Genomic DNA, 12066 nt, shown 5'->3' on the forward strand with positions numbered 1-12066 from the left:
TATGCTGTCTAGATTATCAACCCATTCCCTTTAAGCCCAAAGGCTCAATTTGCAAACAAGCTAAAGCTCCCTCACCTCTTCCACTAACATTAATTCACACGCCCCATTGCCTGTATCTTCACGACTGAGTGAACTGCGCCACATCCAGCCATCCGCCGATTTTACTTCGACCAAATGTCCTTTTAAGTAAATTAGGTCATCTTGATCAACATCCTCCAATTGTTTTTCAATGGATGCATTCGCAGGAATTAAATGTGTATTGGCACTTTGTGTTTCAATTTCATGGCGTGGAATAGGTGGCTGATTTTCATAACGCCAGTAATACCAGCGATTACTCTGACGTATCGAAAGCTGTTTATAAACTGTTGGATCTGCCATCGCGCCCCATCCTAAGGCAAAATCAACAGGGCTAAGCTCTGCTTCACGTCCAGAACGATAGTTTTCCCGTGATAAAACCCTAAATTGCCCCTCATAATTCGCCAAATTGGTCATGGTATAACCATTAAAGGTTTGAACTGTGTCACTGACTCGCTGATGATCTTGAGCATTTTCAATCGTAGGACTTGGCTTCCACCAATAAATGAGTCCTGTAACAATCACAATCAACCAAATTAAATAGGCCCGACGGCTCATCTTTTCCCCCAAAAATGCAAATCGAAATATCCATTTTTATTATTCAAACTTAGCCTCATCCATTTTCAGATTGAAATCTTGTGCCATTGGACGGTCATTTCAAACTGCTAAACTTCATGGCATTACCTAGCCCATGACTCAGCCCCATTATAGCTGCAATTATTCTAAGCAGCTTTGGACAAGCACGGGCTTCGAAACACCATATTAAATCTAGACATGGAACACTATCATGGCGAATAAATTCGAATTTCAAATTCGTGTATATATTGAAGACACTGACGCAGGCGGTATTGTCTATCATGCCAACCATATTCGCTTTATGGAACGTACCCGTACCGAATGGTTACGTGCCTCTGGTGTAGACCATTACTGGCACCAAAAAGACTACAACTTCGTAGTGCACAAAATTAATGTTAAATACATGCGTCCAATTCTCATGGATGACCTCATTACTGTTACAGCAAGTGTAGTTTCGTGTAAAGCTACGTCTTTTGTATTGCAACAAAATATTTATCGTGGTGAAATCTTGTTGGCTTCTGGCGAAGTCGAGTTAGCATGTATTAGTGCAGAAATGAAACCTCGTCGTTTGCCAGATGAAATTCGCGATCTAATTCGTAAAGAGTTAGAACAAATCTAAGAAAACTCGGCTCCAGTGTAACTATGGCAAATCAATTAGACTCCACACTTCACGTTTCAGACCTCATTTTACAAGCAAGTCCTGTCGTACAACTGGTGATGCTTTTACTTTTATTTGCATCACTCTACAGTTGGTTTTTGATTGCCAAGTTACATCAGAGCTATAAAAAAGCCCAAGCAGATGATGAACATTTCCAAAAAATCTTCTGGTCGGGTGCCGAACTCAATACCCTTTACAACAATGCTCAACTCAACTCTAAACGTGTCGGGCTAGAAGACATTTTCTATCAAGGTTTGGGTGAATACCTCAAACTTAAAAAACGTCATGCAGCAACGCAACAAACCATCGAAGGTACTGAACGTATTTTACGTGTTGGTTTAAGCCGTGATCAGGGTAATTTAGAACAAGGTTTAGGCGCTTTAGCCAGTATTGGTTCTGTCGCACCTTATGTGGGCTTGTTCGGAACTGTTTGGGGCATTATGAATGCCTTTATTGGTCTGGCAGATGTCGATCAAGTGACCTTAGCGACCGTTGCACCTGGCATTGCGGAAGCCTTGATTGCAACTGCGATTGGTTTATTTGCAGCGATTCCAGCCGTTCTAGCCTTCAACCATTTTACTGCTAAAGGTGAAGCTGTTTACTCAGACCGTGCTCTGTTTGCAGAAGAAATGGTGGCGCTATTACAACGTCAGTCGGTAGGTTCTGTTCAGGAAAATGACTGATGGCGATTCAACGTTCAGGACGCTTTGAGCGCATAAAAAAACCATTAAAGAGCGACATGAATGTCGTGCCCTATATTGACGTGATGTTGGTGCTTTTGGTGATCTTTATGGTCACCGCCCCAATGATTACCAGTGGTATTAAAGTCGATTTACCGCAAGCCAATGGCACTCCACTACAGTCTGAAGATGCTCCTTCTATTGTCTCTTTAAAAGCAGACGGCACATATTTCTTAGAACAAAAAGGTCAAACGACAGGGCCGCTTGCACTGACAGAACTCACTCAACTATTAGTCGAGTCTCAAGCGCAAGCTCAACAAAATAACAAAAAACTCAATGTTGTGATCAATGGTCATCAAACTCGTCCTTATGGAGAAGTGATGGCGTTAATGTCAAGCCTTCAAGATGCAGGCTTAACCCAAGTTGGCTTACTGACCGAACCTTTAAAGTAATATGAAGAATTTTCAAAAGCCACCTTTCAAACAAAACGCAATTGCACTGGGTTTTACCTTCGGTGTGCATGTACTTGCGGTTGTTGGCTTGCTTTATTTAGGAATGAGTAAACCCCCTAAACCACCAGAGCAAATCAAAACCATATTAATTAAACCGCAAGATTTACAACCTACTCCACGCGAAGAAACTGAATTTTCAGAAACTGCGCATGAAAATATTGCCCCTGAAATTACGCAAACTGCTGAGCCGAGTGTAGAACCTACTCCTGTCATTCCTGTGGCGCCACCAAAAACCAACACCACTGAGCAGCAGGCAGCACGTTTAGCTCAGGAAAAGGCAAAAGCAGATGCTGCCGCTAAAGCGCAAGCAGATGCAAAAGCCAAAGCACAGGCGGATGCTACTGCAAAAGCCAAAGCTCAGGCAGATGCCGCTGCAAAAGCCAAAGCTCAGGCGGATGCCGCTACGAAAGCACAAGCTCAAGCAGATGCTGCCGCGAAAGCCAAAGCGCAGGCGGATGCTGCTGCAAAAGCTAAAACTCAAGCAGATGCTGCCGCGAAAGCCAAAGCGCAGGCGGATGCTGCTGCAAAAGCTAAAACTCAAGCAAATGCGGCTGCAAAAGCCAAAGCGCAAGCCGATGCTACTGCAAAAGCCAAAGCACAGGCAGATGCTACCGCGAAAGCTAAAGCACAGGCAGATGCCGCTGCAAAGGCCAAAGCTCAGGCAGATGCCGCCGCAAAAGCCAAAGCGCAAGCCGATGCTACTGCAAAAGCCAAAGCGCAAGCCGATGCTACTGCAAAAGCTAAAACTCAAGCAAATGCGGCTGCAAAAGCCAAAGCACAGGCAGATGCTGCTGCAAAAGCTAAAACTCAAGCAAATGCTGCCGCGAAAGCCAAAGCTCAGGCAGACGCTGCCGCGAAAGCTAAAACTGCTGCAAAAGCACAAGCCGATGCGGATGCAAAAGATCGCGCTGAAGCAGAAGCTAAAGCCTCTGCTGCGAAGAAAGCAGCGGAAGAAGCTGCCAATAAAAAAGCTGAAGCAAAACGTATTGCCTCTACAGCAAAACGAGACTTTGAAAACAAAGTCAAGCGTGCGTGGAATCCACCAGCGAGCGCATCGGGTCAGAAAGCCAGTGCTCGAGTCACCTTAAGTGAGAGTGGTGCAGTTTTATCTGTCGTCGTCAATTCAAGCGACCCAGATATGAAAGCCAGTGTCGAAGCAGCAGTTCGTGCAGCGGCACCTTATCCAATGCCTTCAGACCCTGATGCACGGCGCGAAGCACGCACATTTACCTCATCTTTCACAGCTCAATAATCACAATCGCCATGCAAAAAGCATGGCGATTAAGTATTTTCACAGTGTTATAACAGTTTAGCCATAATGTAATGCTTTAAATCATGAAAATTCATGCCATTATGTTAGGCAATTTCACACAACCCACAAAAATTGACGTTTTAGAGTATACAGCGAATGATGGAAAATACGCGTAAACATCTACTTGGTTTAGCAATCATGACAGCTTTTCTACCTGTCATTGCACAAACTGCCCATGCTCAACTTCATTTAGAAATTGCAAAGGCACCAGAGCAAGCTCCCAAAATTGCGATTATTCCATTTAGTAATGATCAAACCATTTATTCTATTGTTGAAAATGACCTGAATCGTTCAGGAAAATTTAGCAGTGCATCGCAAAACTTACCTGCAAGTGCAAGTATGAATAATCCCAATGCTGCTGCATGGCAGACCGCTGGCGTGCCTTATGTCGTCACTGGGGAAATCAAACAAAATGCTGCTGGAAGTTATGAAGTTCATTACCAACTTTATGATGTTGAAAAAAAACAATATCTGCTCAACGAATTATTGACCGTACCCACTTCACGTGTACGTCAAGCCGCACACATGATCAGCGATGCCATTTACCAAGCATTAACAGGCATTCAGGGAGATTTTAGCGGGCGTATTGCCTATGTGCTCCGTAATCCTGCAACACCTGAGCAGCGCTATACCTTACAAATTGCAGATACCGATGGTGAACAGCCTAAAACCATTCTGACCGCGCGTGATCCAATCTTGTCTCCTGCGTGGACACCCGATGCACAAAAAATTGCTTATGTGTCATTTGAAAGCAAACGTCCAGCGATTTATGTGCAAGATTTGTCGACAGGTCAACGTGAAAAACTGGCAAGCTTCCGTGGCTTAAATGGCGCACCGAGCTTCTCTTCAGATGGAAAATCCATGTTATTTACTGCATCCATGCATGGTAATCCAGAAATTTATCAAATGGATTTAAATACACGTCAGTTACAGCGTATGACCAATGACAGCGCTATTGATACCGAAGCACGTTACGCTCCCGACGGTAAATCCTTTATTTTTACTTCAGACCGTGGTGGATCACCACAAATTTACCGTTACAGCCTCGCAGATGGCAGTAGTAAGCGCCTTACCTTCCGTGGTGCATTCAATGCTCGCGGCACTTTAAGTGCTGATGGTAAAAAAGTGGCATTGGTACATCGTCCAAGTGGCAGCAGCTACAAAGTTGCAATTCAAGATATTAATACGGGGATCACCAATATTCTGACCCCAACCAGTCTGGATGAATCCCCGAGCTTCTCTCCAAATGGTCAAATGGTGGTTTATGCCACTCGTGAAGATAACCGTGGCTTGCTCTCTATTATGTCAGTCGATGGTCGTTTCCGTATGAATTTACCAAGTGAACAAGGTGAAGTTCGTGAACCTGCTTGGGCACCTAAATAATTTTTAAAAATCTATCTTTATGGAGATGAAGATGAACGCTATTCAACTATTGGTTTTACCTGTTTTGGCTTCAGCCCTGATTATGACTGGATGTGCCAGCCGTAAACCTGCAGCCGAAATTCAAACAGGTCAAACACCAAATTCTGCTGGTACAACAGTCAGCACTGAAGGATTAAGTGAAGATGCTGCGTTAAATGCACAAAATCTTGCAGGTGCATCTTCAAAAGGGGTTACGGCTGCAAACAAAGCTTTTTTAGCTAAACGTGTGGTGCATTTTGACTACGATAGCAGCGATCTTTCAAATGAAGATTACCAAACACTTCAAGCTCACGCCCAGTTCCTTATGGCAAATGCAAACTCGAAAGTTGCGTTAACTGGTCATACTGATGAACGTGGTACGCGTGAATACAATATGGCACTAGGTGAGCGTCGTGCTAAAGCAGTAGAAAGCTTCTTAATCACCAATGGTGTAAGCCCGACTCAATTAGAAGCGGTCAGCTATGGTAAAGAAATGCCAATCAATGCAGGGCATGATGAGAATGCGTGGAAAGAAAACCGTCGCGTAGAAATCAACTACGAAGCTGTACCACCTTTATTAAAATAAGAAGGTCTACAGACATAAAAAAGCGCTTTAAAATTAAAGCGCTTTTTTATATGCATTAAGCAGGTTTCTGCTCATCTTCTTCATGCTCATGCTGCATGGATTCAATGAGGTCATGCTTATTGAAATCTTTATATTCAGGCTTGGCTTCATATTCTTTCCAAGCTTCTTTCACCTTTTCAGGACTAATATCATCTAAACTAATGCCTTCATTTTGCGTTGGCATGGCATCAAACTTTTGTGTAGTCATTCTGCTGCTCCTCAATTCTTCTTCATCCTTCACATCAACATAGCATTATCCCTAAAAGTTGCAAGGGCAAAATCAAGCCAAATAATCGAGTTTAATTTTTCTTTTGCGGCATTCTCATCTAAACTAGCTGTCTAAATTTTTTTTGCTCAATTTGATTGGTTTTCACTCGGAGTTTTCCTGCCATGGCATACCTCACCCTTTCCCAATTCTTAGAACAACAAACTGGGAATCTTACACCTGAGCTTGCAAAAGTCATTGATACTATTGCAAATACGTGTAAAACCATTGATCAAGCTTTACAAAAAGGCGCGCTTGCTGGGGTATTGGGCAGTGCTGAACATGAAAATGTACAAGGTGAAGAACAGAAAAAACTGGATGTGATTTCAAATGACTATTTAATTGATGCATTAAAAATTCATCCACATGTTGGTGGTTTAGCATCAGAAGAATTAGATGACTTTACTCCTGCCCAAGAAAATGGCGAATATTTAGTGTTATTTGATCCACTTGATGGTTCAAGCAACATCGACATTAACATGTGCGTAGGTACTATTTTCTCAATCTTGCCTGCAAAAAATGCGGTGACTCAGTCTGCGGATTTCATGCAAGCAGGCAACCAGCAAGTTGCTGCGGGTTATGTGCTTTATGGCCCATCAACCATGATGGCATTAACAGTCGGTGCGGGTACGGTATTCTTTACCTTTGACCCAGAAACTCAACAATTCTTACTCACCTCTGAAAATATTCAAGTGGCAGCAGATACTAAAGAATATGCTATTAACTCATCAAACCAACGTCACTGGGAAAACCCAGTAAAACGTTATATTGAAGAACTGCTCGCAGGTAAAACAGGTCCACGTGAAAAAGACTTCAACATGCGTTGGGTTGCATGTATGGTGGGCGACATTCACCGTATTCTTTGCCGTAGCGGTATTTTCATGTATCCATACGACCTTAAAGATCCGAAAAAAGCAGGTCGCCTGCGTTTAATGTATGAAGCAAACCCTATGAGTATGCTGATTGAACAAGCTGGCGGTGCTTCTACAACTGGTCGCGTTCGTATTCTTGACATTCAACCGACTGACCTACACCAACGTGTCCCTGTGATTATTGGTTCTAAAAACGAAGTCAATTTAGTGACTGGCTACCACAACTAATTTTTTTAAATGCGCATAACCATCTGACGCGTTATGCGCATGAGTCTCCTCCATGTCAATTATTTTCCTTGAATCAAAAGACAATCCAAAGATTAAACATCTCCGTGGTTTAATAGAGCAAAGTAGCTACCGTAAAAAGCAAGGTCAAACCGTGCTTGAAGGGACACACTTAGGCTTAGCTTGGGTTGAAAAAAAGAAAAAACTCAATTCTATTTTCACCACTGAAAATGCACTCGAACACCCCGATATTTGCGATATTTTAGATGAATATGAAGGTGCTGTTTTTGTCATTGCTGAAAGCTTATATCGTGACTTAAGCACATTGGGGACCACTTTGCCATTCTTGGCAGTTGTAGACTTACCAAGTTCAAGTCAAAGTGTAGACTTTAGCTTGGATACCCTGATTTTGGAAAACATTCAAGATCCAGGCAATGTGGGCACACTACTCCGCTCTGCTGCGGCAGCGGGTATCAAGCAAGTGATTTGTACCAAAGGTTCTGCAGCACTCTGGTCACCACGTGTATTACGCGCAGGCATGGGTGCACACTTCTCCCTCAACACCTATGAAAACGTTGCCATCGAAGATGTACTCGACCGCTTTGAAATTCCAGTGTATGTGACCAGCTCGCATCAAGCTGAAAGTTTATATCAAAAAGATTTAACACAAGCTTGTGTCTGGATCTTAGGTAATGAAGGCCAAGGCGTTTCTGACTTTGCTTTAGCACATGCTCAAGCACTAAGCATTCCACAGCCAGGTGGTCAAGAATCTCTCAATGTCGCTATTGCGGGTTCAATCTGCTTTTTTGAAATGGTACGCCAACGCATCTAATACACTTTTATTTTAAATTGTCTCGTCTAATTTCAAAAATAGATTACACTTGAAAAAATAATAACGGATATTGTCAACCAAACCATTATTTCCAACGTTATTAAGGATATGTATTGGAAATAATGGTGATAATCCAATGACAGGGTTTTCCATCTCTATGGATTTAGCGCCGAAACAGTCTCAGTCCGAAAATTTAAGTGCTTTAAAAAGTACGGTTGAACAACGTCTGAAAAATTTTATGCAAGACGTAACTGGACGCGCACTCGTGATGATGGAAAATGCAACGCAAGGACAACAAGGCATCGCAATGGATCTGGTCCAAGAAGCCTTTATTTCTTTGCATAAATCCTATTCAGAGAAGTCGACTGAAGAATGGTATCCCCTGTTTTACACCATTTTAAATAACAAACTGCAAGATTGGCGTCGTAAAGAAGCTCGTCGCTCTCAGCCTTTTTCATTGTTTAAAAAGGTGAGTCTAGATGAAGATGATCTTGAAATTCAGGATGTTATTGATGAAACAACGCCTAGCCCACTTGAGTTTCTGGATCAGGCAGTCACTATTGAAGAAATTCAAGCTGCGATTCGCCAACTGCCAGTTCGTCAACAGCAAGCGTTTATGCTTCGGGCTTGGGAAGGATTTGACACGCAAACGACTGCTCAAATTATGAATTGTAGTGAAGGCAGTGTAAAAACACATTATCATCGCGCGATTCAAGGTTTGCGATCTGCGTTATCGCATTTGAATCCATATTCGGGAGGGTCATCTGAATGAAACAAGATGATTTCTTAAAACAAATCACTTCCAAACTTGATGGTCTTGCTCAGCAACATAAGGCAAAACCTGTCGTGATGAATCATGTTTTGGATCATATCCAGCAAAAAAAATCATCACGCTTTGTTTATTTCAAAATGACTGGGTTTGCTCTGGCAGCAGCAATTGCAGGAATTGTGGTTTTACCAAATTCTATCGATATGTCTGAAAAACCACAGAATCAAGTTGTAGTAACACCAAAACTCTCTCCGCAAATGGTTGAGGATTTGGAAATGTTAATGGTTTTAGGTGAGGACAAAGTTCCACATGGCAGCTAGACGTTTAGCTTTTGCTTTTTGTGCACTCGGTTTCTTGCAAACAAGTTTTGCAGGTTTTGAACGTTTTTGGATTTTTTCTAAAGATGCCAACACACAAGTGGCCGAAACATGGGAAACACTTTCTGAGCAAGAACAGCGTGCATTAATCAAACGCTATCAATCTCTCAAAGAAATTCCAGATGAACAAAGTAGCAGCTTACAACAGCGTATGGACTGGTTCACACAGTTACCTGAACAAGAGAAACAAAAAATGCGTGAAACTTGGCAGCAAATGAGCAGTCAAGAACGTAATGATTTGCGTGCACGTATGCAAAAAGCCACACCCGAAGAACGCATTACCATACGTGAAGAGTATATGAACAAATACTTACATCACACCACTGAACAGCATTAAGAACACTTTAACAGCAATAAATAACAGTATATAAAAAGCCAATCTACAATAAGTAAGATTGGCTTTTTATATTTCTATTTCATCTTTAAATATTAACCCCATCGGTACTCAACGAGGTTAATGCTTCCATTTTGCTTAATGCTTTTTTGTTGGACTATGACGGCGATACAAACCTAAACCGAATAAACCCAGTAAACTCCACCACCCAATTGAACCGCCACCACCGCCAGATGTGACTGTATTCTTAGCTGTGTTATTTAAATAAATTTTTGCTCGATTTGAAGCCAAACCTTCGGCATCAAATACGGTATATTCCATAATCTGGTCGAATGGGCTGTAATTATTTTTTACCTGCACCACCAAATCGCTCGAATAACAGGTATCTCGCATTGCACTTCCTGGACATGGCCCATTCGGAACTGACGGGTCAATCATCATCGCGCTTGGTAAACTATCCAAGCGAATTGCCAACTCCTGACCTGCTTCATTATGATAAAAGTCGGCTTTGTTCAGTCCAGCAATACTGCCTTTTGGACCATCATCATCAAAATCATTTTCTAGTGGATGCAACGAAATTTTCTGGCTAGATCCATATTGCAAGCTGTAAGTATCCTCTTTTGCAATTGGGGAAATATTGGTAAAACTCGCACTTAATAAGCCTGATGTTGTTTTGGTGGCATCTGTTTTCGAGGTGATGCTGTAAGTACATAAAGCATTCTCACCAATAGTAGAAATACTATCATCTAGGCGATAAAACATAATTCGTTTAAGTTCTGGTACCCACTCACATTTCAACTTCGGATCTTGATCGCCAATAAATTGAAAGCTACTGCCCTCACCAGAATAATGTCCCATACCCAATACCTGGGTATTAATCGTATAGTTTTCTGCATTTAATGCCTTAACCTGTGATTCATTATTCACCCATTGTTCATCAGGCAATGCGAGTGCAAACGGATCAATATAAATCGCACGATACTTGGCATACTTTTCAGTATTGCTCTTCAAGTCTTTAAAAGCAGTCAGCTCAGCTTGATATTGCGTCAAATATTTCCCATCCGTCGATTTATCATCCAAACGTGCTTGATATAAGTCAATCGCTTGCTGATAGTCATCCACCATTTGCGAATAAGATAAGTTCTTTAAATTAATAATATCAGCCGCAGTTAAGCGCATCAGCTCAACCGAACCAATATCACAGGTATTTTTCATACTTGGATTAAGAATCAACGTTGCATCCGTAATGCGACTAAATCCACGTTGATCAACATCACTACACCCAATCGCATTCAGATTCACCAGATCATTCGCGGTCTGATTATCTTTTGGATAGTACAGTGGTAGATATTCTGTATTGGCATTTGGTCCTGTATACGCAGTTAGTAATGTTCCCATCGAAATATTACTGACATCAATATTGGTATTGGTTCCTGAAATATTACTTTCATAAGCCACCTTCGGTAGATTACATTGCCCTGTTACAGCAGCCAATTGCAGGGCATTATTGATTGCAGTCATATTGAGTTTGGCATCGGTCACATTCCCGTTATTCAATGCATAACGACATGACTGCCCCGAATTATAAGCCAACACATTAAATGAAATATTTTTACTACCTAATTGATCGTAAAGTAGCGTACTGGCCGCATTGTTCTCAACAATCGTATTACTGAGCAATATCAGCGTACTATTTTCACTTAAATTTGCCTGCGCAGCATTCGACGAAACATTTTTAATAATCGCCCCTGTACTGATATTTGCCTGATTTTTGGCAATGGTATTGGTTTGCAGTAAAGTCGATGCTTCACCACAAAGATCCAACATACTCTGATTATTTACCGCGCCATTGGCAACAATACTGCTATTTTGAATAGAGATTGTCGGCTTCGTGAACAACAAGTTGTTTTGGCAGGTCATCGCCAAAACACTGCCTTGTCCTGCTTGGTTACCCTGAATTAAAGCATGATCGATCGTAAGCGCAATGTCACCATCAAGGTAAATTGCACCACCTTGTGCCGCACGTGAATTTATAATGGCAACATTGGACAAATTAATATCCGCACCAGCATAAATAGCTCCACCCAATCCAGTGCTTACAGCATTCGCCAACGTTAAGTTTTTAAATGAAGTCCCATATTTTGATAAAGAACTATTCAATATTCGCGTTTGATTTTCGCCGCTGATGGTTGTTTTAATCGCCGTCGTGGCAGGATATGTATTTGTTAATACATGCTTCTTGGAATAATCAAGCGGCTCAGCACCATAAATCTCAATCACCGATTGTGGGACTAATTCACGCTTCAGTGTATATGTTCCCTCTTTTAACTGAATCCGATCTTTTTGCCCTAAACGTGTATCACCTGCATTACATCCACCAAAAGCTTTATTATCAGCGGCAGTTTTTATGGCTTCGCGTAAAGAACATTGATTTAGATTCTCACCATCCTCATCATCAAACGTAGTGACATGAATAAACGTATCTTCTGCTGCCATCAATGACATCGCAGAAAGCACCATTAACGTCAGTAAACCTTTTTTATAATTTTTCAC

General features: G+C 41.8%; 14 protein-coding genes. 11 read left to right on the top strand and 3 right to left on the bottom strand.

What is annotated here, in order from left to right; all coding sequences use genetic code 11:
* Positions 1-60: 60 nt before the first annotated feature.
* Positions 61-633 carry a hypothetical protein gene (locus DCO44_RS04040; protein WP_116759327.1) on the bottom strand — a complete coding sequence of 191 codons (573 nt, stop codon included), beginning with the start codon at positions 631-633 and terminating at the stop codon, positions 61-63.
* A 229-nt stretch (positions 634-862) separates the two neighbouring features.
* Between DCO44_RS04040 and ybgC the strand changes: the two genes are divergently transcribed.
* From ybgC to pal, 6 genes are all read left to right on the top strand, one after another.
* Positions 863-1270 (top strand): tol-pal system-associated acyl-CoA thioesterase, encoded by a 408-nt coding sequence (gene ybgC / locus DCO44_RS04045; protein ID WP_044739346.1) that lies wholly within the window; start codon positions 863-865, stop codon positions 1268-1270.
* Between the two features lie 23 nt (positions 1271-1293).
* On the top strand, positions 1294-1992 hold the full coding sequence (gene tolQ / locus DCO44_RS04050; RefSeq protein WP_016165954.1) for a protein TolQ: 699 nt from the start codon (positions 1294-1296) through the stop codon (positions 1990-1992).
* The gene (tolR, locus tag DCO44_RS04055; protein ID WP_116759328.1) at positions 1992-2441 is read left to right on the top strand and encodes a protein TolR; all 450 of its coding nucleotides are present in this window, start codon (positions 1992-1994) and stop codon (positions 2439-2441) included. The genes tolQ and tolR overlap by 1 nt, the downstream gene beginning before the upstream one ends.
* A gap of 1 nt (position 2442) precedes the next feature.
* Positions 2443-3753, top strand: coding sequence for a cell envelope integrity protein TolA (locus tag DCO44_RS04060; RefSeq protein ID WP_116759329.1), 1311 nt, complete (start codon positions 2443-2445; stop codon positions 3751-3753).
* Positions 3754-3912: 159 nt separating this feature from the next.
* Positions 3913-5196, top strand: a complete 1284-nt coding sequence (tolB, locus tag DCO44_RS04065) for a Tol-Pal system beta propeller repeat protein TolB (protein WP_165815682.1) — start codon at positions 3913-3915, stop codon at positions 5194-5196.
* Positions 5197-5227: 31 nt separating this feature from the next.
* Complete coding sequence (pal, locus tag DCO44_RS04070; protein WP_116759331.1) at positions 5228-5800, top strand: peptidoglycan-associated lipoprotein Pal; 573 nt, start codon at positions 5228-5230, stop codon at positions 5798-5800.
* A 55-nt stretch (positions 5801-5855) separates the two neighbouring features.
* Here pal and DCO44_RS04075 read toward each other — a convergent pair whose 3' ends face one another.
* The gene (locus tag DCO44_RS04075; RefSeq protein ID WP_116759332.1) at positions 5856-6047 is read right to left on the bottom strand and encodes an NF038105 family protein; all 192 of its coding nucleotides are present in this window, start codon (positions 6045-6047) and stop codon (positions 5856-5858) included.
* Positions 6048-6229: 182 nt separating this feature from the next.
* Here DCO44_RS04075 and DCO44_RS04080 point away from each other — a divergent pair, with 182 nt between their 5' ends.
* From DCO44_RS04080 to DCO44_RS04100, 5 genes are all read left to right on the top strand, one after another.
* Positions 6230-7204, top strand: a complete 975-nt coding sequence (locus DCO44_RS04080) for a class 1 fructose-bisphosphatase (protein WP_116759333.1) — start codon at positions 6230-6232, stop codon at positions 7202-7204.
* Positions 7205-7256: 52 nt separating this feature from the next.
* Positions 7257-8033, top strand: coding sequence for a TrmH family RNA methyltransferase (locus DCO44_RS04085; RefSeq protein WP_116759334.1), 777 nt, complete (start codon positions 7257-7259; stop codon positions 8031-8033).
* A gap of 157 nt (positions 8034-8190) precedes the next feature.
* Positions 8191-8805, top strand: coding sequence for an RNA polymerase sigma factor (locus tag DCO44_RS04090; protein ID WP_116759335.1), 615 nt, complete (start codon positions 8191-8193; stop codon positions 8803-8805).
* A complete protein-coding gene (locus DCO44_RS04095) occupies positions 8802-9122 on the top strand; it encodes a hypothetical protein (RefSeq protein ID WP_116759336.1) in 321 nt (106 codons plus the stop codon). The genes DCO44_RS04090 and DCO44_RS04095 overlap by 4 nt, the downstream gene beginning before the upstream one ends.
* A complete protein-coding gene (locus tag DCO44_RS04100; protein WP_116759337.1) occupies positions 9112-9516 on the top strand; it encodes a DUF3106 domain-containing protein in 405 nt (134 codons plus the stop codon). Before DCO44_RS04095 ends, DCO44_RS04100 begins: the two co-directional genes overlap by 11 nt.
* 135 nt (positions 9517-9651) lie before the next feature.
* Here DCO44_RS04100 and DCO44_RS04105 read toward each other — a convergent pair whose 3' ends face one another.
* Positions 9652-12066 carry a CSLREA domain-containing protein gene (locus tag DCO44_RS04105; protein WP_116759338.1) on the bottom strand — a complete coding sequence of 805 codons (2415 nt, stop codon included), beginning with the start codon at positions 12064-12066 and terminating at the stop codon, positions 9652-9654.

This window comes from Acinetobacter sp. AM, assembly GCF_003105055.1.
In the GTDB taxonomy this organism is placed as follows: domain Bacteria; phylum Pseudomonadota; class Gammaproteobacteria; order Pseudomonadales; family Moraxellaceae; genus Acinetobacter; species Acinetobacter tibetensis.

Coding starts and splice junctions, on each gene's coding strand:
- DCO44_RS04040 (WP_116759327.1), bottom strand. CDS start 633: ATGAGCCGTCGGGCCTATTTAATTTGGTTGATTGTGATTGTTACAGGA.
- ybgC (WP_044739346.1), top strand. CDS start 863: ATGGCGAATAAATTCGAATTTCAAATTCGTGTATATATTGAAGACACT.
- tolQ (WP_016165954.1), top strand. CDS start 1,294: ATGGCAAATCAATTAGACTCCACACTTCACGTTTCAGACCTCATTTTA.
- tolR (WP_116759328.1), top strand. CDS start 1,992: ATGGCGATTCAACGTTCAGGACGCTTTGAGCGCATAAAAAAACCATTA.
- DCO44_RS04060 (WP_116759329.1), top strand. CDS start 2,443: ATGAAGAATTTTCAAAAGCCACCTTTCAAACAAAACGCAATTGCACTG.
- tolB (WP_165815682.1), top strand. CDS start 3,913: ATGGAAAATACGCGTAAACATCTACTTGGTTTAGCAATCATGACAGCT.
- pal (WP_116759331.1), top strand. CDS start 5,228: ATGAACGCTATTCAACTATTGGTTTTACCTGTTTTGGCTTCAGCCCTG.
- DCO44_RS04075 (WP_116759332.1), bottom strand. CDS start 6,047: ATGACTACACAAAAGTTTGATGCCATGCCAACGCAAAATGAAGGCATT.
- DCO44_RS04080 (WP_116759333.1), top strand. CDS start 6,230: ATGGCATACCTCACCCTTTCCCAATTCTTAGAACAACAAACTGGGAAT.
- DCO44_RS04085 (WP_116759334.1), top strand. CDS start 7,257: ATGTCAATTATTTTCCTTGAATCAAAAGACAATCCAAAGATTAAACAT.
- DCO44_RS04090 (WP_116759335.1), top strand. CDS start 8,191: ATGGATTTAGCGCCGAAACAGTCTCAGTCCGAAAATTTAAGTGCTTTA.
- DCO44_RS04095 (WP_116759336.1), top strand. CDS start 8,802: ATGAAACAAGATGATTTCTTAAAACAAATCACTTCCAAACTTGATGGT.
- DCO44_RS04100 (WP_116759337.1), top strand. CDS start 9,112: ATGGCAGCTAGACGTTTAGCTTTTGCTTTTTGTGCACTCGGTTTCTTG.